The 23477-nt window shown below is 63.4% G+C and carries 21 protein-coding genes; 12 read left to right on the forward strand and 9 right to left on the reverse strand.

The genetic code is table 11. The features are described from left to right. Positions 1-51: 51 nt before the first annotated feature. A complete protein-coding gene (locus tag AC1DYC_RS18060) occupies positions 52-660 on the reverse strand; it encodes an SOS response-associated peptidase (protein ID WP_477409002.1) in 609 nt (202 codons plus the stop codon). Between the two features lie 64 nt (positions 661-724). Further along, positions 725-988: a DUF982 domain-containing protein gene (locus AC1DYC_RS18065; protein ID WP_477408661.1), complete on the reverse strand. Its 264-nt coding sequence runs from the start codon at positions 986-988 to the stop codon at positions 725-727. 169 nt (positions 989-1157) lie between these two features. Between AC1DYC_RS18065 and AC1DYC_RS18070 the strand changes: the two genes are divergently transcribed. Continuing rightward, positions 1158-1616 (forward strand): hypothetical protein, encoded by a 459-nt coding sequence (locus AC1DYC_RS18070; RefSeq protein ID WP_477306785.1) that lies wholly within the window; start codon positions 1158-1160, stop codon positions 1614-1616. 54 nt (positions 1617-1670) lie between these two features. On the opposite strand, the gene AC1DYC_RS18075 is transcribed toward AC1DYC_RS18070, so the two are convergent. Then, positions 1671-1832 carry a hypothetical protein gene (locus AC1DYC_RS18075; RefSeq protein ID WP_477408663.1) on the reverse strand — a complete coding sequence of 54 codons (162 nt, stop codon included), beginning with the start codon at positions 1830-1832 and terminating at the stop codon, positions 1671-1673. A gap of 145 nt (positions 1833-1977) precedes the next feature. Between AC1DYC_RS18075 and AC1DYC_RS18080 the strand changes: the two genes are divergently transcribed. Beyond that, complete coding sequence (locus AC1DYC_RS18080) at positions 1978-2742, forward strand: pseudouridine synthase (protein ID WP_477408665.1); 765 nt, start codon at positions 1978-1980, stop codon at positions 2740-2742. Between the two features lie 174 nt (positions 2743-2916). Here AC1DYC_RS18080 and AC1DYC_RS18085 read toward each other — a convergent pair whose 3' ends face one another. Continuing rightward, positions 2917-3498, reverse strand: a complete 582-nt coding sequence (locus tag AC1DYC_RS18085; RefSeq protein ID WP_477408667.1) for a histidine phosphatase family protein — start codon at positions 3496-3498, stop codon at positions 2917-2919. A gap of 145 nt (positions 3499-3643) precedes the next feature. Next, positions 3644-4978, reverse strand: coding sequence for a dicarboxylate/amino acid:cation symporter (locus tag AC1DYC_RS18090; RefSeq protein WP_477408669.1), 1335 nt, complete (start codon positions 4976-4978; stop codon positions 3644-3646). Between the two features lie 240 nt (positions 4979-5218). Here AC1DYC_RS18090 and AC1DYC_RS18095 point away from each other — a divergent pair, with 240 nt between their 5' ends. From AC1DYC_RS18095 to AC1DYC_RS18105, 3 genes are all read left to right on the forward strand, one after another. Next, entirely contained in the window at positions 5219-7078 is a 1860-nt protein-coding gene (locus tag AC1DYC_RS18095; protein ID WP_477408671.1) for a sensor histidine kinase, read from the forward strand. Beyond that, entirely contained in the window at positions 7075-8418 is a 1344-nt protein-coding gene (locus AC1DYC_RS18100; protein WP_477408673.1) for a sigma-54-dependent transcriptional regulator, read from the forward strand. The genes AC1DYC_RS18095 and AC1DYC_RS18100 overlap by 4 nt, the downstream gene beginning before the upstream one ends. Before the next feature lie 171 nt (positions 8419-8589). After that, positions 8590-8934 carry a hypothetical protein gene (locus AC1DYC_RS18105; protein WP_477408675.1) on the forward strand — a complete coding sequence of 115 codons (345 nt, stop codon included), beginning with the start codon at positions 8590-8592 and terminating at the stop codon, positions 8932-8934. A 19-nt stretch (positions 8935-8953) separates the two neighbouring features. Here the strand turns inward: AC1DYC_RS18105 and ggt are convergent, their stop codons facing one another. From ggt to AC1DYC_RS18120, 3 genes are all read right to left on the reverse strand, one after another. After that, positions 8954-10693, reverse strand: a complete 1740-nt coding sequence (ggt, locus tag AC1DYC_RS18110; RefSeq protein ID WP_477408677.1) for a gamma-glutamyltransferase — start codon at positions 10691-10693, stop codon at positions 8954-8956. 99 nt (positions 10694-10792) lie between these two features. Beyond that, the gene (gene rhaI, locus AC1DYC_RS18115; RefSeq protein ID WP_477408679.1) at positions 10793-12085 is read right to left on the reverse strand and encodes an L-rhamnose catabolism isomerase; all 1293 of its coding nucleotides are present in this window, start codon (positions 12083-12085) and stop codon (positions 10793-10795) included. Positions 12086-12177: 92 nt separating this feature from the next. Further along, positions 12178-14280, reverse strand: a complete 2103-nt coding sequence (locus AC1DYC_RS18120) for a bifunctional rhamnulose-1-phosphate aldolase/short-chain dehydrogenase (protein WP_477408681.1) — start codon at positions 14278-14280, stop codon at positions 12178-12180. Between the two features lie 184 nt (positions 14281-14464). On the opposite strand from AC1DYC_RS18120, the gene AC1DYC_RS18125 reads away from it, so the two are divergent. From AC1DYC_RS18125 to AC1DYC_RS18155, 7 genes are all read left to right on the forward strand, one after another. Next, complete coding sequence (locus tag AC1DYC_RS18125) at positions 14465-15268, forward strand: DeoR/GlpR family DNA-binding transcription regulator (protein WP_112397709.1); 804 nt, start codon at positions 14465-14467, stop codon at positions 15266-15268. A 58-nt stretch (positions 15269-15326) separates the two neighbouring features. Beyond that, positions 15327-16322, forward strand: a complete 996-nt coding sequence (rhaS, locus tag AC1DYC_RS18130) for a rhamnose ABC transporter substrate-binding protein (RefSeq protein WP_454578380.1) — start codon at positions 15327-15329, stop codon at positions 16320-16322. A gap of 114 nt (positions 16323-16436) precedes the next feature. Next, a complete protein-coding gene (locus AC1DYC_RS18135; protein WP_477408683.1) occupies positions 16437-17993 on the forward strand; it encodes a sugar ABC transporter ATP-binding protein in 1557 nt (518 codons plus the stop codon). Further along, on the forward strand, positions 17990-18967 hold the full coding sequence (locus tag AC1DYC_RS18140; RefSeq protein ID WP_477408685.1) for an ABC transporter permease: 978 nt from the start codon (positions 17990-17992) through the stop codon (positions 18965-18967). The genes AC1DYC_RS18135 and AC1DYC_RS18140 overlap by 4 nt, the downstream gene beginning before the upstream one ends. Further along, a complete protein-coding gene (locus tag AC1DYC_RS18145) occupies positions 18964-19959 on the forward strand; it encodes an ABC transporter permease (RefSeq protein WP_477408687.1) in 996 nt (331 codons plus the stop codon). The genes AC1DYC_RS18140 and AC1DYC_RS18145 overlap by 4 nt, the downstream gene beginning before the upstream one ends. Further along, positions 19959-20276 carry an L-rhamnose mutarotase gene (gene rhaM / locus AC1DYC_RS18150; protein WP_477408689.1) on the forward strand — a complete coding sequence of 106 codons (318 nt, stop codon included), beginning with the start codon at positions 19959-19961 and terminating at the stop codon, positions 20274-20276. Before AC1DYC_RS18145 ends, rhaM begins: the two co-directional genes overlap by 1 nt. Continuing rightward, positions 20273-21649 carry an FGGY-family carbohydrate kinase gene (locus AC1DYC_RS18155; RefSeq protein WP_477408691.1) on the forward strand — a complete coding sequence of 459 codons (1377 nt, stop codon included), beginning with the start codon at positions 20273-20275 and terminating at the stop codon, positions 21647-21649. The genes rhaM and AC1DYC_RS18155 overlap by 4 nt, the downstream gene beginning before the upstream one ends. Here AC1DYC_RS18155 and AC1DYC_RS18160 read toward each other — a convergent pair whose 3' ends face one another. After that, positions 21650-23476, reverse strand: coding sequence for an alanine racemase (locus tag AC1DYC_RS18160; RefSeq protein ID WP_477408693.1), 1827 nt, complete (start codon positions 23474-23476; stop codon positions 21650-21652). It lies immediately after the preceding gene. Position 23477: the final 1 nt, after the last annotated feature.

The raw sequence follows: 23477 nt of genomic DNA on the forward strand, positions 1-23477 counted from the left end.
CGATCTCAGCGCCAACGCACCGGTGGTGCATGGCATTGACGTGTCCAAATATCAGGATGAGGCAAGTTTCTCGGCGCGCACTGTCTCCACGCCCAGCGAGCCTGCCGGAAGCGGCTGCAGCAGTTCGCCTTCGGACTTCGTCAGATTGAGCCAGGCGGACCAGTTCTCTGGCTGGAGCACCACGACCTGGCGATTGTGATAGGGCGCGATATCCGGTCCAGGCTCGGTCGTCAGCATGGTGAAAGTTGGTGGCTTGTTGCCGGCGGCTTCACGCCAGAGCCCTGCGATGGCCATGAACGGAGAGCCGTTGAGGGTGAAGCGATGCTTCGCCTTCGGATATTTGGTGCCGGTGAACTCGAAGAAGGCGGACGCCGGAACGAGGCAGCGTTTGCTGCTTGCGAATTGCCGGCCCTCGGAGCGGAAGTTGAACACTGGTCCGCCTTTTGGTCCGGCCGGTGGAAATCCGAACGTCATCGACGTGAGTTCAACAACGCCGGTGTCGTCGGCGGCGCGCATGATCGGGGCCGGATCGTTGATGTGGATGTCGTCCGCCTGCGGCAGGTCAAGTTCGGTTTGGTGGGTCGGGATCTCGAGTGCCAACGACTCCAGCATCCGGCAATATTCAGCCCAGAGAATATGCTGCTCATAATCGTTGCACATGGAAGGCTCCAGGCCGGGGTGGCAGTCTACGGCAAATGAAGAGGCTATGAAAAGTGGTGGGCGCTCAACCCTGACGGTCACGCTCAACCAGGATATCGGCCTCTATCGCCGCATTGACGAAGGCGGCGCGGGCGTAGTGCGCCTCTTTCAGGCCTTCGAGAACGCCAAGGCAGGCTTTGCGGGCGGCAACATGGTACCGGCCCGTCTTCACGGGCCAGCGGTTCATGAGGATGTCGGCGGCCTGGGCGACACGCTCCACCTTGTAGATGGTGTTTTTGGACCTGCCGAGCGCGACGCGAACCGGCTCATCGAAATGCTGGTCTTGCATGCTTTTCCTCCCGAATGTGACCTCGAGTCAATTCGGGGGAGCCAGTTCGGTTCCACCGGGTCCCGCGGGCCGAAATCACTTTGCGCGCATCGGCCGTTTGGCGGATTTGATTTGCTTGGTGATCCCCGCTTCCTAGGGCAAACTACCTGCCGGGGCTGCAGGAGGAGAAATGAGAGCACGCGCAGCTACGATCGGCGATCTCGAAGGTGTTTTCCGGGATTTGTCCAGGCGGATGTCGGACGAGTATGTGGCGGCCGGCAAGGACAGCAAGGCCGCCTACGACAATCTGATGATGAATTTGAAGGAAGGCCGCGCGCACGCGCTGGTCGAGGGCGACAAGACGGTGGCGATCATCGCCTGGCATGAGAACAGCGACGCCGCCGACACGCTGTTTGCCGCGCAGGATGGTTTTTTCAGCGCCGCGACGGTCCGCTTCTGTCGTCATCACATCCGCCATATCCAGGCGCTCGCCGGCAACCTTCCCATCCACTCGCGCAGCTGGCTGCAGCGGGCCGACGTCGCCAAATGGTTCCGCGTCATCGGTTATGTCGAAAGCGGCCAGGAGAACGGCGCCACTGTGTTCGAATTGCCGCCGGACCGGGCAGCGCAATCGGTGCGTGCCGCATAGGCTGCGCACCCAGGGATGCCGTCACGAAAACCGCTCACTGGAATTGCTCTGGGGCTACTGCCCCAGAATGATCCCGGAGGCGACAATCTGGGCCGTCACGCTGGTGAGCCTGCCTTGCTTCACGAGCGTCGGTCTTTCATAGATTTTCTTCATGGCGGTGCCTTTCGCGACAGATCGCTCGCCGGCAACAACGTCTTTCGCGAAGCCGCGTTCCATGACGGGCCGTTGAGCCGGACGCCCGGACACATCGCTTTTGACCTTTCGCTCCGGCGAACCCTTGGTGTTTGTGCAGCGGCATGTTGCGCCACCATCGCGCCGTGTGGCATCTGTCGCTGCCGCTCATTGTGATGCAAAAAGGATTATGGCGCAGTCGCCCAACAATGCCCGACAACCGGCCCCGGGAGCAGGCGTCAGCCTGAACCGGGCGCTTTCCAAGCTTGGCCTGTGTTCGCGCAAGCAGGCCGAACTGTTGATCGCCGAGGGGCGCGTGCGTGTCGGCGGCAAGGTGGCGCGCGATCCGTCGCTGCGCGTCGACCTCAACCGTGATCGCATCAGCGTCGATGGCGAGAATGTCGTTGCCGAGGCCAAGGTCTACCTGATGGTCAACAAGCCGCGCGGGCTGGTCACCACCCGCGACGACCCGCAGCGGCGCGGTACCGTCTATGACTGCCTTGCCGGACTCGACCTGCCTTTCGTGTCGCCGGTCGGGCGCCTCGACAAGGCCAGCGAAGGCCTGTTGCTGATGACCAACGATACGCGCTGGGCGAATGGCCTGCTTGATCCGGCATCACATGTCGCCAAGACCTATCACGTACAGATCGGTGCTGCGCCCGACGCGGCGATGCTGGCGCGGTTTCGCGACGGCGCTGATGTCGATGGCGAGTTGCTGACAGCGCAATCGATCGAGATGCTGCGCAGCGGCGGCCGCACCGCGTGGCTGGAAATCGTGCTCGACGAGGGCCGCAACCGCCAGATCCGCCGCCTGCTCGGCGCCTTCGATATCGAGGTGCTGCGGCTGGTCAGGGTGGCCATCGGCGGCTTGCTGCTAGGCGAGCTCGCCAAGGGTCAGGCACGGCATCTGACGGGAGAGGAACTGGCGCTGCTGGCGGCTACAGACGTGCGGTAGCCCCCTCACCCGGATTGCCAACCGAATTGCGAAGGGCAATTCGGGGCAATCCGACCTCTCCCTGATGGGAGAGGAGGTGGCAACCGCCGGCGCTCTCCTCTTCTCCCCAACGGGGAGAAGGTGGCCGCGAAGCGGCCGGATGAGGGGGCTTTGGCTCTGCCGGAAAGAAGAAAGCTACTTCTGGTTCCACCTGCGCAGGACTGGCTCGCTCAAATCGTGCTCGTAGCCGAGGATGCTGATGCTGGCGGTGTCGAGTACGAAGTGCGCGCCGCCCTCAGGCGGCAGGCCGAGCCAGCGTGCTGCCAGTACCCTGAGGAAATGCGAGCTCGAAAACACCAGCACGCTGCCCTCGATGGCGCGCAGCCCGGCGATGATTTTGTCGGCCCTGGCGCCGACATCGGCGGCAGACTCGCCGCCGGGACAGCCGTCGCGGAACAATTGCCAGCCGGGGCGTTCGGCCAGAATCTCTTTGGTCTTCACGCCCTCATAGGTGCCGTAGTCCCATTCCTGCAGGTCGTCCTTCTTCACGGCGGAAGCGCCGAAGCCGGCCAGCGTGCAGGTGTTGAAGGCGCGCTGCGACGGGCTCGACCATACAGCCTTGAAGGACAGGCCCTTGAGCCGGTCGGCTACGCCGCGGGCGGCGGCCTCGCCCGCCGCCGTCAGCGGTATGTCGGTGCGGCCGGTGTGCTTGCCCGACGCGCTCCATTCGGTCTCGCCGTGACGGACCAGATAGATTTCGGGATACGGACTGCTCATGCACCGGCCTTTCAGGTTTGGAGAAACACCCACACCCTAGCCGGGAAGGCGTAGCCTGCACCAGTCGCGCCGAGCACCAGCTGTGACGAAACAAAGCCGCAACCGGCGAACCGGCTGCGGCCTTGAGGTCGCACGCCTTGGGAGATCAGGCGGCCTGGAGGTCGCCCGACAGGGCGAGGTCAGCTTCCTCGGACAATGTGCCGGCCATGGCGGCGGCGAACTTGGTCTGGTCAAGCTCACCTTCCCAGCGGGCAACGACGATGGTCGCCACCGCATTGCCGACGAAGTTGGTGAGCGCCCGGCATTCCGACATGAAGCGGTCGACGCCGAGGATCAGCGCCATGCCGGCGACCGGCACCGTAGGCACCACCGAGAGCGTTGCGGCCAGCGTGATGAAGCCGGCGCCGGTGATACCGGCGGCACCCTTGGAGCTCAGCATGGCGACAGCCAGCAACAGGATCTGGTCGCCATAGGTGAGCGGCGTGTCGGTCGCCTGGGCGATGAACAGGGCAGCCAGCGTCATGTAGATGTTGGTGCCGTCGAGGTTGAAGGAGTAGCCGGTCGGAATGACCAGGCCGACCACCGAACGGTTGCAGCCGGCGCGCTCCATCTTGGCCATCAGGCCGGGAAGAGCGGCTTCCGACGACGAGGTGCCGAGAACGAGCAGCAACTCTTCCTTGATGTAGCGGATCAAGGCGAGGATCGAGAAGCCGTTGTACCAGGCGACAGCGCCAAGGACGACCAGCACGAAGAGCAGCGACGTCAGGTAGAAAGTGCCGATCAGAAAGGCGAGGTTGGCGATGGCGCCGATGCCGTATTTGCCGACGGTGAAAGCCATGGCGCCGAAGGCGCCGATGGGAGCGGCCTTCATCAGGATGGCGACCAGGCGGAAGATCGGCGAGGTCAGCGCCTGCAGAAAATCGACGACCGGGCGGCCGCGGTCACCAACCAGAGCGAGCGAGATGCCGAACAGCACCGAGAAGAACAGCACCTGCAGGATGTCGCCCTGCGCAAAGGCGCCGGTGATGGTGTCGGGGATGATGTTGAGGAGGAAGCCGACGATGGTGGTGTCATGCGCCTTCTCGGTGAAGGTCGCGACCTTCGAGGGGTCGAGCGTCGCGGCATTGATGTGCATGCCCGCGCCCGGCTGGACGACGTTGGAAACGACCAGGCCGACAATCAGCGCCAGGGTCGAGAACACCAGGAAATAGATCATCGCCTTGCCGGCGACGCGGCCGACCTTTTTCAGGTCGGAGACCCCGGCAATGCCGGTCGTCACCGTCAGGAAGATGACCGGCGCGATCACCATCTTGACCAGCTTGATGAAGGCATCGCCGAGCGGCTTCAGCGAAGCGCCGAGCTCGGGATAGAAATGACCGAGCAGAACGCCGGCGGCGATCGCCGTCAGGACCTGCACGTAAAGATGCCGGTAAAAGGGTACCTTGCCGCGCGGTTCGGCGGCAGCGAATGCTGGCTGCATGACGTCCTCCATGGCGCCCCGATCGAAAGCTCGACCTCCCGGGGCAAGTTGTTTTGACCTCCAGCAGCCTCGCGACTGCTGAGCAGGTCACTGCAACTGCCGTGCCAGACTGAGCGGCAAGCCAAACACCATTGATTTTGTTGACTATTTTTCGACACTGAGCTCGACAGCGTCTGAGCGGAAGTGCGGACATCCGCATGAGCGAATTGTGTTTTGTGCGAAATCATGCACAAATAGGCGATGCTGCAACGTCCTGCCGCGGTCCTGTCGCCGACGCCCGAGCAACTCGGCAAACGTGCGCGCCATGCCTGGCTGCTGTTTGCGACAATAGCGCTCGTGATCGTGGCGACGGCGCTTACCGGCGCCGGCCTCTATGCGCGCCGTGCCGAGGTCGCAACGCTGGCGGCGCAAGGCCGCACCGATGCCAATCTGAAGGTGGCGCTGCTGCGCGCGGTTCTGGAAAGCCCGCGGGCGCTGCCGTTGCTTTTGTCGGAGGACCAGCAGGTCCACGACGCCCTGCAGAACAAAGGCGCAGTCGCGATCGACGTGCTCAACCGCAAACTCGAGGGGCTGGTCTCCGGCACCAAGGCTTCGGTGCTTTACGTCACCGGCGTCGACGGGTTCGCAATCGCTTCCAGCAACTGGCGCGAGGCAACCAGCTTCGTCGGCAACGACTATGGTTTCCGTGCCTATTTCTCCGGCGCCATGCAATCCGGGACCGCCGAGTATTTCGCCCTCGGCAACACCAGCAAGCGCCCGGGCCTCTACATTTCACGGCGTGTCGGCAATGCGGCCGCACCGCTCGGCGTCGTCGTCGTCAAGATGGAGTTCGACCAGCTAGAGGCCGACTGGCACGAGGCCAACCGGCCGGCCTATGTCAGCGATGACCATGGTGTCGTGCTGATCACAAGCGTGCCGTCCTGGCGCTTCATGACCACCGCGCCGCTGGCCGGCCCGCTGGCTGCCGCCATCCGGAGCAGCCAGCAATTCGGCAACGCGCCGCTGATCCCCTTGCCGATCACCCGCCCCGAGGCATTGAGCCCCGACATATCGATGGTCCATGCGATAACGCCGGGCGGCAGTGATGCCGAATATCTGAGGCTTTCGACACTGGTCCAATCGACGCCATGGCGGCTCGACTATCTCGTCCCGGCCGAAGCGCCGATCGCCGCCGCCGTGCGTGAAATGCGGCTCTTGGCGCTGGGCGTGGTGGTGCCGCTGCTTGCGCTGGCCGGCTATCTCCTGTGGCGCCGGCAGTCGGCGCAGATGCGCATTGCCGCCGAACAGGCGGCGCGCATCGAGCTCGAACGCCGCGTCGTCGAACGCACGCATGACCTCAGCCTCGCGCGCGACCGGCTGCAGGCCGAGATTACCGATCACCGCAGCACCGAGGCCAAGCTGCAGGTGATGCAGCAGGAGCTGGTGCAGGCCAACCGTCTCGCCACCCTCGGCCAGGTTGCCGCCGGCGTCGCGCATGAGATCAACCAGCCGGTGGCGACGATCCGCGCCTATGCCGACAATGCGCGTGTGTTCCTGGAGCGCAAGCAGACGGCGTCGGCCGAGGAGAACCTTGGCGCGATTGCCGCGCTGACGGAGCGTATAGGCGGCATTACCGAGGAGTTGAAGGTCTTCGCCCGTAAGGGCCGCACGGCAGCCGAACCGGTCGAATTGCGCGGCGTCATCGAGGGCGCCGTGGTGCTGCTCAGGAGCCGCTTTGCCGGCCGGCTGGACGCGCTTGACATCACGCTGCCAGCGCCGACGCTCAAGGTGATGGGCAACCGGCTGCGGCTCGAACAGGTCCTGATCAATCTTTTCCAGAATGCGCTGGAGGCGCTGGACGGCCGCGACGGCGCCAGGGTGCAGGTGTCGGCGGAGGAAACGGCCGACGGCGTGGCGCTTGCCGTTGCCGACAATGGACCGGGCATTTCGCCCGCTATCCTGAAATCGCTGTTCACGCCGTTCAACACGTCGAAGGAAAAAGGCCTCGGGCTCGGCCTCGTCATCTCGCAGGACATCGTCGCCGATTATGGCGGACGCATCGAGGTGGCGAGCGGCAGAGACGGCACGCGTTTCACCGTTCACCTCGCCAAGGCTCAATGATGGACACGGTCATCCTGATCGACGACGATAGCGAATTGCTGAGAGCCACGCGGCAGACGCTGGAACTGGCCGGTTTTTCGGTGTCGGCCTTTGCGACTGCCGCCGAGGCACTGGCCGGGCTCGACACCAATTTTCCCGGCGTGGTGGTGTCCGACATCCGCATGCCCGGCATTGACGGCCTGCAGCTCTTCGACCGCGTCTTGCAGCTCGATCCTGACATTCCGGTCATCCTGGTCACCGGGCATGGCGACATCGCGGTTGCGGTCAAGGCGATCAAGGACGGCGCCTACGACTTCATCACCAAGCCTTTCGCCGCCGATCGGCTGGCGCAAAGTGTGGCTCGGGCGGCGGAAAAGCGCCGGCTGGTGATGGAGAACCGGGCTTTGCGCGAAAGCGCCGAGCAGGCGCAGGACGGGCTGCCGCTGATCGGCCAGACGCCGGCCATGGAGCGGCTGCGCCGCACGCTCAGGCAAATCGCCGACACCGATGTCGACGTGCTGGTGACCGGTGAGACCGGTTCCGGCAAGGAGGTGGTGGCGAGTCTCCTGCACCGCTGGAGCCGCCGCGCCAAAGGCAATTTCGTGGCGCTGAATTGCGGCACGCTGCCGGATACGGTGATCGAAAGCGAACTGTTCGGCCACGAGGCCGGCGCCTTCACCGGCGCGCAGAAAAAGCGGATCGGCCGCATCGAGCATTCGAGCGGCGGAACTTTGTTCCTCGACGAGATCGAAAGCATGCCGGCCTCGACCCAGGTGCAGATGCTCAGGGTGCTGGAAATGCGCGAGGTGACGCCGCTCGGCACCAACGAAATTCGGCCGGTGGATCTGCGCGTCGTCGCCGCCGCCAAGGTCGATCTCGGCGATCCCGCCCAGCGCGGCGCCTTCCGCGAGGACCTCTATTACCGGCTCAATGTGGTGACGATCTCGATCCCGCCGCTGCGCGAACGCCGCGACGACGTGGCGCTTTTGTTCTTCTACTTCGCCGAGCGCGCTGCCGCCCGCTTCCGCCGTCAAATGCCGGCCGTGCCTGCTTCGGTGCACCGTTATCTCAGCCAGCATGACTGGCCGGGCAATGTCCGCGAACTCGCGCATTTCGCCGAGCGTTTCGTGCTCGGACTTGAGGAGGTGGGTCATGCGTCGCCATCCGCCGCGGTGGAGTCGGATGAGGCCAACTCGCTGCCGGAACGGCTGGAACGCTATGAGGCCGATGTGATCCGCGAGACACTTGGCCGCAATGACGGCGACGTCCGGCGCACGATCGAGGCGCTCGGCATCCCGCGCAAGACCTTCTACGACAAGCTGCAGCGGCACGGCATCGTGCGCAGCGATTTTTCGAGGTAAATCAGGGGTGTGAACCCGAAGCGTGGCGGATTTTGCGACTCTGTCCGAAAAAACCGTGGCAAGTCGGCATCAGAAGGTGTTGAACACCGCATCGGCCGCCTTCAGCAAGGCGCGACCCGGTTGCGCTCGGCAGATGTTGATGATTTGTTGCCGGTCAGCGGAGAATGAGTGATGCGAGAACCTGTCGGTCAAGATGAGTATGGGTCGACCAATCCCTTCGATCCGGACGATCTGCCGAATTTGAACGCGATCGGTCCGACCATGGGTGGCGGCAACGATTTCGAAAAATATGCGGTTGCCGTGATCATCGTGTTCGGCGCGTTGATCATTGGCGGGCTGATGGCGGCTGCGATGACCTTCGGCCATCGCAACGGCTTCCTGTTCGCGCTTGGCGGCGCGACCGCCGCTTGGATATCGGGCAATGCACTGCTGCTCGACCGGCCGCGCATCTATGCGGCGTTCGTCGCGATCGCGGCGCTGATGCTGGTTGGCTCGACCCTGACGCTCGTCCTCTGATCGATCCTTTTGCTTTGATCTAGTACCCCAGCGCCTCGCCGGATGCGGCGCGGCTGTCGATGGCGCCGTTGTAGCGGGCGCCGCCGCCCTTCTCGATTTCCGCCAAGCTCTTGCCGCCGACCAGGATGCCGGCCGCCTGACCCCAGGTCGAATCAGCGAGATCGAGGTGATAGCCCATACCGGCCAGCAGTTTTTCGGTGTCGGGCGACAGGCCGAACGGTTCGACATAGACGGTATCGGGCAGCCATTGGTGGTGGATGCGCGGCGCGTCGATCGCCTCCTGGATGTTCATGCCGTGGTCGATGACGTTGATAATCGCCTCCAGCGTGATGGTGATGATGCGCGAGCCACCCGGGCTGCCGATGACCATGAACGGCTTGCCGTCCTTGGCCACGATGGTCGGGCTCATCGATGACAGCGGCGTCTTCTTCGGCTGGATGGCGTTGGCCTCGCCCTGGACCAGACCGTAGAGGTTGGGCACGCCGGGCTTCTGGGTAAAATCGTCCATCTCGTTGTTGAGCAGGATGCCCGTGCCGTCGGCGACCACGCCGGCGCCGAACGAGCCGTTCAGCGTATAGGTGACCGCGACCGCGTTGCCGTCATTGTCGATGATCGAATAGTGCGTCGTCTCCTTCGACTCACCAAACCCTTTCGGCATCAGGTCCTGAGAGACCCCCGCCCGGAACGGGTCGATCTTGTCGCGGATGTCCTTGGCGTAGGCCTTGTCGAGCAGTTTCGAGACCGGGTTGTCGACGAAATCGGGATCGCCAAGGGCCGAGTTGCGGTCGACATAGGCATGGCGCATCGCCTCAACCATGACCTGCACCGTCTCCGCTGAACCAGCACCGAGATAGGACAGCGGATAGCCCTCCAGCACATTGAGGATTTCGCAGATGATGACGCCGCCGGAGCTCGGCGGCGGCGAGGATGTGATCTCATAGCCGCGATAGGTGCAGGTCACCGGCTTCAGTTCGCGCACGGCGTACTGCTCGAAATCGGCCTTGGCCAGAATGCCGCCCTTGGCGCCACTCGCCTTGACGATGGCATCGGCGATCGCGCCTTTGTAGAAGGCGTCAGTGCCTTTTTCGGAAATGGCGGCGAGCGAGGCTGCAAGGTCGGGCTGGAGGAGACGCTCGCCGGCGCCATAGGGCTTGCCGTTGGGCTTCAGGAAGATGGCGGCCGCGGCAGGGTCCTTCGCCAGCCTAGCGGCATTGTTTGCGAATGAAGCAGCGTCGCCCTGGTCGAGAATGAAGCCATCCTTGGCATAGGCAATTGCCGGCGCCATCAAATCCTGGCGTTGCAGCGTGCCGTATTTTTCGCGCGCCATCTCGAAACCTGCCACGGAACCCGGCACGCCGACCGCGAGATAGCCATCGAGGCTGGCGCCCTTCACCGGCTTGCCGTCCTTGTCGAGATACATGGTCTTGGTTGCCGCCAGCGGCGCGCGCTCGCGAAAGTCGAGGAAGGTCGATTTGCCGTCCTTGAAGCGGATGGTCATGAAGCCCCCGCCGCCGATATTGCCGGCATTGGGGTAGAGGACCGCGAGCGCATAGCCCACGGCGACCGCCGCATCGACCGCATTGCCGCCCTTCTTCAGCACCTCGACGCCGACTTCCGACGCGAAATGCTGGGCGGTGACCACCATACCGTGCTCGCCCTTGGCCGGTTGCGGCGAGGCAGCGAAGACGGTCGCGGTTGGCGACAGTGCTATTGCGAGGGAAAGGGCGACGCCAATCAGCGTTCGGCGGGTCAACGGCATGGCGGTGCTCCTGGCGTTGGGTGCGCCTAGGAAAGACCCTCAAAGCCGCCAAGTCCACCGCCAATGGCGCTGGACCAGATCAATTAGGATGTCTGCCTGTCAGACGATGCCGCCGCTGCCGCCAGCAACCGCCGGCCGTTCGGCCGCGACCTTGGCGCGGTAGCCCGCCGCACGGTAAGCAGCGACCGGATCGATGGCGCCGCCGGTCTTCAACCTCGCCATGGCCAGGATCGGCTCGACATCGGTGCGATACGCCACTTTCAGCGTCTGCGTCGCCATCAGCGCGTCATTGCCGTCCTGGAAACCTTCGAGCGCCTTGCGATCGACCAGCAATGCCTGCGCATAGGCGCGCTGCACCTCGACCGCCGAGAGCATCAGGCTTTCGATCGGGTCCGTGACGTTGTGGCTCTGATCGAGCATATGGGCGGGGTCGAAGCCTTCGGCGCCCGAAAGCTCGGCATCGACCAGTTCATTGAAGACCAGGAACAGCCGGTAGGGGTCGATCGACCCGGCGTCGAGATCGTCGTCGCCATATTTGGAATCGTTGAAGTGGAAGCCGCCGAGTTTTTTGAACTGGATCAGCCGCGACACGATCATCTCGATGTTGACGTTGGGCGCGTGGTGGCCAAGGTCGACCAGGCAGAACGCCTTGTCGCCCAGTTCCTTGGCGATCATGTAATTGGTGCCCCAGTCCTGCACGACCGTGGAATAGAAGGCCGGCTCATACATCTTGTGCTCGGTGAACAGCTTCCAGTCCGCCGGCAGCCCGGCATAGATCTCCTTCATGGCGTCGAGATAGCGTTCGAAGGCCTTCGCGAAATTGACCTGGCCGGGAAAGTTCGAGCCGTCGCCGATCCACACCGTCAGCGCCTTGGATCCCAGCGTCTTGCCAATCTCGATGCATTCGAGATTGTGCTCGACCGCTTGCCGACGGGTGCCGGCGTCGGCATGCGACAGTGAGCCGAATTTGTAGGAAAGCTTCTGGTCTCTCGCATCGGAAAAAGTGTTGGAGTTCATGGCGTCGAAGCTGAGGCCGAAACGCGAGGCCGCCTGCTTCAGCCGGTTCGGATCAGCCTTGTCCCACGGAATATGCAGCGAGACGGTCGGTGTCGCCTGCGTCAACTGGCTGATGACGGCGCAATCCTCGATCTTGTCAAGGATATCGCGCGGTTCGCCCGCGCCGGGAAAGCGGGCAAAGCGCGTGCCGCCGGTGCCGACACCCCAGGACGGAATGGCGACGGCGAATTTCTCGACCTTGTCGCGGATCGTGTCGATGGCGATGCCGCGGCGGTCGAGGCGTTCGCCGAGTGAGGCGTAGTCGCGCTGGAGGTCGGATTTGCGCCGGGCGTTATCCTTGTCGACGACGTCGGCGGAAATGATGGTTTCGGACAATGCAATTCCTCCCAAGAATGCGTTCGGGCAGCGCTGCCCCTCATCCGCCTGCCGGCACCTTCTCCCCGTATAGTGACGGGGAGAAGGGAGGCTCAGCGCGTAAAGCTCTGCGCGTTGCCGGCGTCGACGTTGATGATGTTGCCGGTGGATTTGGCCGACATGTCGGAGGCGAAGAAGTAGATCGCTTCGGCGATGTCTTCCGGAAATACCGAGCGCTTCAGCATAGAGCGCGAGCGGTAGTGCTCTTCGAGGTCGTCGGTCGACATTTTGTAGGCGGCGGCGCGCTGTTCCTTCCACTCGCCGGTCCAGATTTTCGAGCCGCGCAGCACCGCGTCCGGATTGACGACATTGACCCTGATCTGCGCTTCCGCGCCTTCCAGCGCCAGACAGCGGGCGAGATGGATTTCGGCGGCCTTGGCGGTGCAATAGGCGGCAGCGTTGGGCGATGCGGCAAGGCCGTTCTTGGAGGCGACGAAGACGACGTTGCCGCCGATTTTCTGGGCGCGGAACAGCCGGAAAGCTTCCCTGGAAACCAGGAAATAGCCGGTCGACAAGATGTCCATGTTCTTGTTCCACAGCGCCAGCGTCGTTTCCTCGATCGGCGCCGAGGACGCCAGGCCGGCGTTGGACACCAGAATGTCTATGCCGCCGAACTCGACCGCTGTCTCGGCGAAGCCGGAGACGACCTGCTCCTCCGCGGTGACGTTGATCAGAACCGGCCGGACGAAGTCCTTGCCATAGGCTTTCGCCAGTTCGTCATTGGCGCCGGCAAGGGCTGTCTCATCGATGTCGGCCAGCACCACGCAGGCACCTTCGCGCAGCAGGCGGTTGGCGGTGGCGCGGCCAATGCCGCCGGCCCCGCCGGTGACCAGTGCGATCTGGCCGGCGAGCGATTTCGGTTTCGGCATGCGCTGCAGCTTCAAATCCTCGAGCAGCCAGTATTCGATGTCGAAGGCCTCCTGCGCGGGCAAGCCGACATAGGACGAGACGGTCGAGGCGCCGCGCATGACATTGATGGCGTTGACGTAGAATTCGCCCGAAATGCGCGCCGTCGCCTTGTCGCCGGCAAACGTGAACATGCCGACGCCAGGCATCAGATAGACCACGGCATTGGGATCGCGGATGGCGGGCGAGTCCGGGTGTTTGCAGCCGTCGTAGTAGGCCTGGTAGCCGACACGGTATTCGGCAATGTCGTCGGCGAGCCGCGCAATGACGGCATCGACATCGGGCTTTGCCGGATCGAACTCGATCACCAGCGGCCGGATTTTTGTGCGCAGAAAGTGATCCGGGCATGAGGTGCCGAGTGCGGCCAGCGGGCGCAAATCCCTTGAATTGACGAATTCGAGCACGGCGGCGGAATCGTCGAAATGGCCGAGCTTGTGGCTCTTTTCCGAGATCAGGCCACGTATCCTCGGCATCAGTCTTGCTGCAATCGCGCGGCGCTCGGCGGCGTCGAGCGATTTCACCACTTCGCCGCCGAAAATGGCGAGACCCTCGGAGCGGCGCTCGAACCACTCGATCGCCTGGTTGATGACCGAGATCGTCGTCTCGTAGCATTCCTTGGGGGTGTCGCCCCAGGTGAACAGGCCGTGGCTTTCCAGGATGACGCCCTTGGCCTCAGCGTTTTCGACGCAGAATTTCTCCAGCCACAGGCCGAGTTCGAAGCCCGGACGTTTCCACGGCAGCCAGCCGATGGCGTCGCCGAAGATCTCCTTGGTCAGCGCCCTGGAATCCTTCGCAGCCGCAATCGCAATGATTGCATCGGGATGCATGTGGTCGACAAAAGGCTTCGGCACATAGGCGTGCAGCGGCGTATCGATCGAGGCCGCGCGCGGGTTGAGGTTGAAGGTGCAGTGGGGCAGATAGCCCACCATCTCGTCCTCATGCGCGACACCGCGATAGAGGCCCTTCAGCGCCCGCAGCTTGTCCATGTAGAGCGTGGCGAACCCGTCAAGCTTGATCGAGGCGCTGTCGCCGCCCGAGCCCTTGACCCAGAGCACTTCGACCTCAGCGCCGGTGAGCGGATCTTTCTGCCAGATCTTGGACGAAGTGTTGCCGCCGCCATAGTTGGTGACGCGCTTGTCTGAACCCAGCGTGTTCGAACGATAGACCAGAAGCTCAGGCTCACTCAGCCCCTTGGCCTTCGCGTCGTCCCACAGATTGGCAAGGCGCGAGCCGGAGCGCTTGTCGAGCATGATTATCCTCCCTGGGACGCAAAAAGGCGCAGTCCATTTTGCCGGGAATGTCTACGCAAGCAGGTCGGTTGTCAATCACAAACGATCAATATCGATCATATTGCACTGCACAATGAAATTATATGATCGGAAATGATTGACACTGGTTGTTTTCTAGTGCCTCATGAGCGTGCAGGGAGGAACCATGCACGAAAAAGAGCGCCACAGGATCATTCTGTCCGCCGTCCAGGAAAAGCCTGTGGTGACGGTGCAGGAGATGGTCGACCTGACGGACTCTTCCGAGGCGACGATCCGGCGCGACATTGCGGCTCTCCATGTGCAAAAGCGGCTGCGCCGGGTGCGCGGCGGCGCCGAGGCGATCTCGCCACCGCAATTCATCGGTCTCGCCGGCCGGCCCTTTTCCGTCAACGAAACGCTCAATGCTTCGCAAAAGCGCGCCATAGCCCGCGAAGCAGTTGAGCTCTGCAAGGACGGCGAGCCGATCATCATCAACGGCGGCACCACCACGTTCCAGATGGTGCATTTCCTGACGGGACGCCGCATGCCGATCTTCACCAATTCGTTCCCGATCGCCGAGCATCTGCTCAAGCACTCCAAGAACACGGTGATGCTGTCGGGCGGCACGATCTACCGCGAGCAGAACATCATCCTGTCGCCCTTCGACAATGACGTGACGCGCAATTTCTATGCGCGCCGCATGTTCATGGGCGCGCAGGGGCTCGGCCCGCTCGGCCTGATGGAAGGCGATCCGCTGCTGATCCAGGCGGAGCAGAAACTGATCGACCAGGCCGACGAGCTGGTGGTGCTGGTCGACTCCTCGAAATTCCGCCAGCGCTCCAGCCTGATCCTGTGCGGGCTGAAGCGCATAGCCACCGTCATCACCGATGACGGCATCGAGGATCGCGAAGCCAACATGCTGGAAACCGCGGGTGTGACACTGATCGTCGCCCGCAAGTCGGCAAAGGAAGAATCTTCGCTGCAGGCCTGAGGCCGACCTCACGCCCGCAGCGACGATGGAATGCAACAACTCTAGGGAGGAACGACAGATGAGCTTTTTGAAAAAACTGATGGTGACGGCAGCATTCTCGGCCGCCATGTTCGTGAACGCCGCCTATGCGGAGAATGTCAAGATCGCGCTGGTGGTGAAGTCGCTCGGCAACGGCTTCTTCGATGCCGCCAACAAGGGCGCCGAAGAGGCGGCCAAAGAACTCGGCGATGTCGACATCATCTACACCGGCCCGACCAAGGCGACCGCCGAAGCGCAGATCGAAGTGGTCAATTCGCTGATCGCGCAGAAGGTCAACGCAATCGCTATCTCCGCCAATGACGCCGACGCGCTGGTGCCGGTGCTGAAGAAGGCGATGGAGCGCGGCATCACCGTCATCTCGTGGGATTCGGGCGTCGCCAAGGAAGGTCGCCAGTTGCACCTCAATCCGTCCGACACCGGCCTGATCGGCGAGACCATCATCAAGCTCGCCGCCGACTATCTGCCGGAAGGCGGCGAAGTCGCCATCTTGTCGGCATCGTCGACCGCGACCAACCAGAATGCCTGGATCGACGCGGCCAAGAAAATTCTGCCGGAGAAGTTCCCCAAGATCAAACTCGTCGCCACTGTCTATGGCGATGACGATTCGGCCAAGAGCACCGACGAGGCCAAGGGCCTCTTGAAGTCCTACCCGAACCTCAAGGCGATCATCGCGCCGACCACCGTCGGCGTCGTCGCCGCCGCCCAGGTCGTCACCGATGCGAACCTGATCGGCAAGGTCAATGTCACCGGTCTGGCGCTGCCGTCCGAGTTCAAGAAGTTCATCGACAATGGCTCCAGCCAGGCGGTCGCGCTGTGGAACCCGATCGACCTCGGTTACTCCGCCGTCTACCTCGCCCATGACCTGGCGGTGAAGAAGGAGGAGGCCAAGCCCGGTGCCACGCTTTCGATCGGCCGCGTCGGCAAGGTCACGCTCGACGATACGAACTCGGCTGCGATGGCTCCGCCCTTCCAGTTTGACAAGACCAACATCGAGAAGTTCTCCAAGATCTATTGATCTGGAGCGTTAGTACCCTCCCCCTTGTGGGGAGGGTCGGCGAGGCGGTCTTGCGAAGCAAAACCGGCGAGACGGGGTGGGGGTGGCGACATCTCCATGTGCCAGGACCTTGATATGCTAGTAGACCCCCACCCCGCTCACGTTGTTCGCGACCCTCCCCACAAGGGGGAGGGTAAAGCCGCCCCGCGCCTGACGCTGTCCGGCGTCTCCAAGAGCTTTCCCGGTGTGCGCGCGCTGCACAATGTCAGCCTGTCGCTTTACCCCGGCCAGGTGACGGCACTGATCGGCGAGAACGGCGCCGGCAAGTCGACGCTGGTCAAGATCATGACCGGCATCTACCAGCCCGACGCGGGCACGATCAGCATTGACGGCCAGGCCGTCACTTTGCCCAGCGCGCATGCCGCCTTCGGCCACGGCGTCACCGCAATCCATCAGGAAACCGTGCTGTTCGACGATTTGAGCGTTGCCGAGAACATCTTCCTTGGTCATGCACCGCGCACACGGCTAGGCACAATCGACTGGCGCATGATGCGCAAGAATGCACGCGAGGTGCTGGACACCATGCATGCCGGCCATATCGACGCCGACACACGGCTGAAAGACCTCGGCATCGCCAACAAGCACCTTGTAGCGGTTGCTCGCGCGATGTCGATCGACGCGCAGATCGTCATCATGGATGAGCCGACCGCCGCCCTTTCGATGAAGGAGATCGAGGAGCTCTTTCTGCTCATCGAATTCCTCAAGGAGGAAGGCAAGGCGATCCTGTTCATCAGCCACAAGTTCGACGAGATCTACCGCATTGCCGACCGCTACACGGTGTTTCGCGACGGCGAGATGGTCGGCGAAGGTCTGATCAAGGAAGCCGGCCAGAGTCAGATCGTGCGCATGATGGTCGGCCGCTCCGTCGACCACATTTTTCCGCAGCGCAAGGCGGAGATCGGCGCGCCGGTGCTTTCCGTCTCGGGCCTGTCGCACCCGACCGAATTCAATGATATCGGCTTCGAGTTGCACAAGGGTGAGATCCTCGGCTTCTACGGCCTTGTCGGCGCCGGGCGCTCAGAGGTGATGCAGGCGATATCGGGCATCACCCGAACCTCAGCCGGCACGATCACACTGGAAGGCAAGATAATCGCGCCGAAATCTGCGGCGGATTCGATCGAGGCCGGCATCGTCTACGTGTCGGAAGAGCGTGGCAAGCAAGGCGTGGTGATCGGCCTGCCTATCTTCCAGAATGTTTCGCTGCCTTCGCTGAAGCGCACCTCCAAATCCGGCCTGCTGCGGCTGGCGGAAGAGTTCTCGCTCGCCCGCTCTTACACCGAGCGACTGGACCTCAGGGCGGCCTCACTCAGCCAGGATGTCGGCACGCTGTCGGGCGGCAACCAGCAGAAGATCGTCATCGCCAAATGGCTGGCGACCGCGCCCAAGGTGATCATCCTCGACGAGCCGACCAAAGGCATCGACATCGGCTCCAAGGCCGCCGTACACGGCTTCATGGCCGAGCTCGTCGCGCAAGGCCTGTCGGTGATCATGGTGTCGTCGGAACTGCCGGAGATTCTCGGCATGTCCGACCGCGTCGTCGTCATGCGCGAAGGCCTCGTCGCCGCGGTCTACGACAACAAAGACCTCGACGCCGAAACGTTGGTCCGCACCGCAGCGGGGATCGCGGCATGAAGGCTTTGCTGAAATACCGCGAGATCTGGCTGGCTGCGGCCATCGTCGTTTTGATCGGCCTGATCTCGACACGCTTTCCGGCCTTCGCCGACCCCGGCAATCTGGCCCAGGTGTTCAACGACACCTCGATCCTGATGATCCTGGCGCTGGGGCAGATGGTGGTGATCCTGACGCGCTCCATCGACCTGTCGATGGCGTCCAACCTCTGCTTCACCGGCATGGTGGTGGCGATGCTGAACGCCGCGCATCCGGCAATTCCGATCCCGCTGCTGATCGTCATTGCACTCGTTGTCGGGCTGGTGCTCGGCGCCATCAATGGCCTGCTGGTGTGGCGGCTCAACATCCCATCGATCGTGGTGACGCTGGGCACGCTCACCATCTATCGCGGCGCCACCTTCGTTCTGTCCGGCGGCGCCTGGGTCAATGCCGACAAGATGAGCCCCGATTTCATCGACTTCCAGCGCGCCGCCTTCCTCGGCATTCCGGTCCTGTCGTGGATTGCCATCCTGGTCATCGCCCTGTTCTTCGTCGTGATGACCCGCACGGCGCTCGGCCGTTCGATCTACGCCATCGGCGTCAACCCAACGGCGTCGGTCTATGCCGGCATCGACGTCGGCCGGACCAAATTCATTGTCTTCTGCATCTCCGGCATGATCGGCGGGCTCGCCGGCTATCTCTGGATCTCGCGCTATGTCATCGCCTCGGTCGAGGTCGCCAACGGCTATGAGCTCAACATCATCGCCGCCTGCGTCATCGGCGGCATTTCGATCGCCGGCGGCATCGGCTCGGTCGGCGGCGCGGTGCTGGGCGCGCTGTTTCTCGGCATCATCTCCAACGCACTGCCGGTCATCAACATCTCGCCGTTCTGGCAGATGGCGATTTCGGGCAGCGCCATCATCCTGGCCGTCGTGCTCAACGCGCGCGGCGAACGCCAGCAGGGCCGCATCATCCTCAGAAAGGCGGAGGCGGCATGAGCGACGTTCCGGCACCGCGCCACATCCCCGACCGGCTCGACAAGCCGCTCTCCTCGGCGATCTTTTCCTGGGAAGCGCTGCTGGTGGTGGTGGCGGTCGCCATCTTCGCCATCAACAGCTTCGCCTCGCCCTATTTCCTCGACGCCTATTCGCTGTCGGACCTGACCTTCAATTTCACCGAGAAGGGCCTGATCGCCTTTGCCATGGCGATGCTGATCATTTCCGGCGAGATCGACCTGTCGGTCGCCGCCATCATCGCGCTCGCCTCGACCATGATGGGCATGGCGGTGCAGGCCGGCGCCGACACGCCGGCGCTGGTGGCGATCGGCATCGTCGTCGGGCTCGGTTGCGGCGCCTTCAATGGGCTCCTGGTGACAAGGTTGGGCCTGCCTTCGATCGTCGTCACCATCGGCACGATGAGCCTGTTTCGCGGCATCGCCTTCATCATCCTCGGCGACCAGGCCTACAAGGGCTATCCCGAAAGCTTCGCCTTCTTCGGCCAGGGCTACGTCTGGTGGGTGGTGTCGTTCGAACTGGTGCTGTTCCTCATAGCGGCCGTCGTCTACTGGTTGCTGCTGCACCGCACCAGTTTCGGCCGCCGTGTCTTTGCCATCGGTAACAATCCAGTCGCCGCGCAGTTTTCCGGCGTGCGCGTCGGCCGCACCAAATTCATCCTGTTTTGTCTGACCGGACTGATGGCGGGCATCGCCTCGGTGCTGATCACCTCGCGGCTCGGCTCGACGCGGCCGTCGATCGCACAGGGCTATGAGCTCGAAGTCATCACCATGGTGGTGCTCGGCGGCGTCTCGATCCTGGGCGGCTCGGGCAGCATTTTAGGCGTCGTGCTCGCCGCATTCATCATGGGGCTGGTGACCTTCGGTCTCGGCCTGCTCAACGTGCCCGGCATCGTGATGTCGATCTTCATCGGCTTGCTGTTGATCGTTGTCATCGCGCTGCCGATCGTCTGGCGGCGGCTGCGGGGTAGCCGCTGATGCCGGAGAAATATGCGTTCAAGATGCAGCTGAAGCCCGGCATGAAGGCCGAGTACAGGGAGCGCCATGACGAGATCTGGCCGTCGCTGGTGGCGCTGCTGAGAGAGGCCGGCGTCTCCGACTATTCCATCCATCTCGATGAAGAGACCAACATATTGTTCGGCGTGCTGTGGCGGCGCGACGACCATGGCATGGCCGACCTGCCGAGCCATCCGGTGATGCAGCGCTGGTGGGCCCATATGGCCGACATCATGGAGACGAAGCCGGACAACGAGCCGGTGGCCATCCCGTTGGAAACCGTGTTCCATATGGCATGAGTGCGCTTCGCCATATCGCCGTCATCGACATCGGCAAGACCAACGCCAAGGTGGCGCTCGTCGATCTCACGACGCTGAGCGAGGTGGCGCTGCGCCGCATGGCCAATGCGCCGGTGCGGCAGCCACCGTACCCGCATCACGATGTCGAGGCGCTGTGGACATTCATCCTCAACAGCCTGGCCAGCCTCAACCGCGAACAACACATAGACGCGATTTCGATCACCACCCATGGCGCGACGGGCGCGCTGGTCGATGCCGCGGGCGAATTGGTGCTGCCGGTGCTCGACTATGAATTCGATGGACCCGACAGGCTGGCTTCGGAGTATGACGTGCTCCGTCCGCCCTTCACTGAAACCGGCACGCCGCGCCTGCCGCTCGGCCTCAATCTCGGCGCACAGTTCTTCTGGCAGCAAAAGCGTTTTCCAGCCGAATTCGCCAAGGCCGCTGCGATGCTGATGTACCCGCAATACTGGGCGCTGCGCCTGACGGGCGTCGCTGCCAATGAGGTGACCTCGCTCGGCTGTCACACCGATCTGTGGGACCCGTGGAAAGCGGATTTTTCCTCGATGGTCGACAGCGTGAAATGGCGCAGGCTGATGGCGCCGGTGCGGCCGGCCAGGGACCGGCTCGGCGCGATGCTGCCGGCGCTTGCGGCACGAACAGGGCTCGATCCGCAGACGCCAGTCTTCTGCGGCCTCCACGATTCCAACGCCTCGCTGCTGCCGCATCTCCTGTCCGACGCGCCGCCCTTCTCGGTGGTCTCGACCGGCACCTGGGTGGTGTCGATGGCGGTCGGCGGCAGAGAGATTGTGCTCGACGCGGCGCGCGACACGCTGGTCAATGTCAGCGCGCTCGGTGCTCCCGTACCCTCGGCGCGCTTCATGGGTGGTCGTGAATTTTCCCTGCTGACCAAGGACAAACCGCAGGATTGCAGCGGCAGCGATGTGCTGGCTGTTCTGACAAGAAAAATGCTGCTTTTGCCGTCGACGCAGCAGGGATCGGGGCCTTTTCCGCAGCATGCCGCGGAATGGCTTGATGCCGACGGCATCAGCAAAAGCGAGCGCTTCGTCGCCATCTCGTTCTATCTGGCGCTGATGACGGCCACCTGTCTTGAGCTGATCGGCGCCGACGGTCCGACCACCGTGGAAGGACCATTTGCCCGCAACCGCCTGTTTGTCGGCATGCTGGCCGCAGCGACCGCGCGCACCGTCATTGCCTCCGAGGCGGCCACAGGCACCAGCATCGGCGCAGCACTGCTGGCATCTCAGGAGAAGCCGGTGCATGGCAAGGGCGAGAGAATAGAACCGCAGTCGGACCCGATCTGGGCGGCCTATGTCAGCGCCTGGCGCGCGGCCGTCGACGCGCGGAGCTGATCAGAGGATCCGCTTGCCGAAGGCCGACATGACGAAGTTGACGGCGTCGGTGGCGATCCTGGGCTCCAGTTCCGCGGTCAGCCCGGAAACATCCATCGACAGTAGCCCGCCGGAGAGCGCGATCGCTTCCATCGCCTGGTGCGTCTCGCGCACCGTCAGCCCGCCGGAGCCTGCCGCCCAGCCCGCGAATTCGGTGGCCGTTGGCGAATAGCTGACGTGAAAGCCTTGCGTGCCTGACGTCGCGATGCGGATCGCCTCATGCATCAGGTCGCGCATGCCCATGGCGTCGATGTCGGTCATCGTGAAGGCCGAAACGCGCGAATCCTTCAGCACCCTCGCTTCGGCCGGATCGGCGTGGCGCAGGCCGATGATGACGACATTTTCCGGCGACAGTTGCGGCTGCAAAGCGCCGGCCTTGTGATCGAGGCCGAGCGTGCGCGCCAGCACCGAGGCTTCCGGCATAGCAGTGGCGTCTTCGTCCTCGGGCATCAGCGCGGCGATGGAATCGATCCAGATCAGGCCGAAGGAATGCGTCGCGCGCGCCGTCGCGGTCAGTGCCTTGTGGGCGATACGGCGGTCGGCGCCGGCAGCGAGCCGGATCAAGCCCGATGGCGGGCGCTCGACATCGGCGAGTTCCACCACATCGAAGTTCATCGCCTCCAGCCGCGCGCCGGTTCCCTCTCGCGCAAGGATGCCGGCGGCTTCTTGTTCGGCCGAGATCGACACCATCTTGCGGCCGGAGAAATCCGCTACGTCGTGCATCGGCGCCTTCTCGACATATTCCGAGGTCATCGCCAAAAGCATGGCGCCATAGTTCATGCGGAAGGCGACGCGGTCACCGACGGCGGGGCGTGGATCGGCGTCCTGCACGTCGAGCAGCAGATGATCGCTGGAAGCGCCGAGCACCCTCACCCCCTTGGCGATCGGCGTCAGCCCTTCGACCAGCACATCCTCGCGGCCGATATTGGCTATGGCGCGCAGCCGGTCGCCCTCGTCGGGGAAGACCGGCTGATTGCCGAAAGCGTCGTAGCCGGATTCACCGATCGGCCGTGACGGCTTGAGCTTGACCTCGATGATGTCGCTGGTCAGCCGGCAGGCATCGGGCTCAAGTTCCGGCCACGGCACGTCGCGGAAGGTCTCGATGCCGCCTTGCAGGATCGCCTCGCCGACCCGGAGATTGTTGATGCCGGCAGGAAGCTTGCCTTCAAGCAGCAGCGTCAGCGACGACGAGGCGCCACCGGAAATGAAGTCGAGGCTTTTGCCGGACAGGCGCTCGGTCTTGTAGGCATGGGCGACAAGCTGGCCGAGATTTTCCTGCGTCGGCATGATGGCGCCGAAGCAGCCGAGATTGGTGCCGATGCCAGCAATGCGCACGCCCTTGAACGCCAGGATTTGCTCGACGGTCGGGATCAGGTCGCTCGGCCAGATACCCTCTCGGAGGTCGCCCAGATCGATCATCAGCATGATGTCGTGGACGCGGCCCATGCGCTCGGCGATGCGCGATATCTCGCGGATCGTGGTCAGCTCCGACTGCAGGCTGATGTCGACGGTGCGCACCACCTCCTCGACGCGCGCCATGGGCGGGCTGCGCAGCAGCATGATGGGCGCATTGATACCGCTGTCGCGCAGCCGGCGGATGTTTTCGAAGCGCGATTCGGCAATGCCTGAAACGCCGCCGCGCAGCATGGCGCGCGCCACTTGCGGCATGCCGCAGGTGCCCTTGGTGACGCCGAACACCTTGATGCCGGACAGCGCACAGCGTTCGACGATGGTGCGGGCGTTGCGCTCGATGCGGCCAAGGTCGATGGCGACTTGCGGTCCCGACATC

It is taken from the genome of Mesorhizobium sp. P2_E7 (assembly GCF_056403855.1).

Excerpts from the sequence above, each read along its gene's own strand:
- AC1DYC_RS18080 (WP_477408665.1), top strand. The coding sequence starts at position 1,978 with ATGGCGCAGTCGCCCAACAATGCCCGACAACCGGCCCCGGGAGCAGGC.
- AC1DYC_RS18090 (WP_477408669.1), bottom strand. The coding sequence starts at position 4,978 with ATGCAGCCAGCATTCGCTGCCGCCGAACCGCGCGGCAAGGTACCCTTT.
- AC1DYC_RS18160 (WP_477408693.1), bottom strand. The coding sequence starts at position 23,476 with ATGTCGGGACCGCAAGTCGCCATCGACCTTGGCCGCATCGAGCGCAAC.
- AC1DYC_RS18075 (WP_477408663.1), bottom strand. The coding sequence starts at position 1,832 with ATGGAACGCGGCTTCGCGAAAGACGTTGTTGCCGGCGAGCGATCTGTC.
- AC1DYC_RS18145 (WP_477408687.1), top strand. The coding sequence starts at position 18,964 with ATGAGCGACGTTCCGGCACCGCGCCACATCCCCGACCGGCTCGACAAG.
- AC1DYC_RS18060 (WP_477409002.1), bottom strand. The coding sequence starts at position 660 with ATGTGCAACGATTATGAGCAGCATATTCTCTGGGCTGAATATTGCCGG.
- rhaS (WP_454578380.1), top strand. The coding sequence starts at position 15,327 with ATGAGCTTTTTGAAAAAACTGATGGTGACGGCAGCATTCTCGGCCGCC.
- AC1DYC_RS18100 (WP_477408673.1), top strand. The coding sequence starts at position 7,075 with ATGATGGACACGGTCATCCTGATCGACGACGATAGCGAATTGCTGAGA.
- AC1DYC_RS18085 (WP_477408667.1), bottom strand. The coding sequence starts at position 3,498 with ATGAGCAGTCCGTATCCCGAAATCTATCTGGTCCGTCACGGCGAGACC.
- AC1DYC_RS18155 (WP_477408691.1), top strand. The coding sequence starts at position 20,273 with ATGAGTGCGCTTCGCCATATCGCCGTCATCGACATCGGCAAGACCAAC.
- rhaM (WP_477408689.1), top strand. The coding sequence starts at position 19,959 with ATGCCGGAGAAATATGCGTTCAAGATGCAGCTGAAGCCCGGCATGAAG.
- AC1DYC_RS18070 (WP_477306785.1), top strand. The coding sequence starts at position 1,158 with ATGAGAGCACGCGCAGCTACGATCGGCGATCTCGAAGGTGTTTTCCGG.
- AC1DYC_RS18105 (WP_477408675.1), top strand. The coding sequence starts at position 8,590 with ATGCGAGAACCTGTCGGTCAAGATGAGTATGGGTCGACCAATCCCTTC.
- AC1DYC_RS18095 (WP_477408671.1), top strand. The coding sequence starts at position 5,219 with ATGCTGCAACGTCCTGCCGCGGTCCTGTCGCCGACGCCCGAGCAACTC.
- AC1DYC_RS18135 (WP_477408683.1), top strand. The coding sequence starts at position 16,437 with ATGCTAGTAGACCCCCACCCCGCTCACGTTGTTCGCGACCCTCCCCAC.
- AC1DYC_RS18065 (WP_477408661.1), bottom strand. The coding sequence starts at position 988 with ATGCAAGACCAGCATTTCGATGAGCCGGTTCGCGTCGCGCTCGGCAGG.
- ggt (WP_477408677.1), bottom strand. The coding sequence starts at position 10,693 with ATGCCGTTGACCCGCCGAACGCTGATTGGCGTCGCCCTTTCCCTCGCA.
- AC1DYC_RS18140 (WP_477408685.1), top strand. The coding sequence starts at position 17,990 with ATGAAGGCTTTGCTGAAATACCGCGAGATCTGGCTGGCTGCGGCCATC.
- AC1DYC_RS18120 (WP_477408681.1), bottom strand. The coding sequence starts at position 14,280 with ATGCTCGACAAGCGCTCCGGCTCGCGCCTTGCCAATCTGTGGGACGAC.
- AC1DYC_RS18125 (WP_112397709.1), top strand. The coding sequence starts at position 14,465 with ATGCACGAAAAAGAGCGCCACAGGATCATTCTGTCCGCCGTCCAGGAA.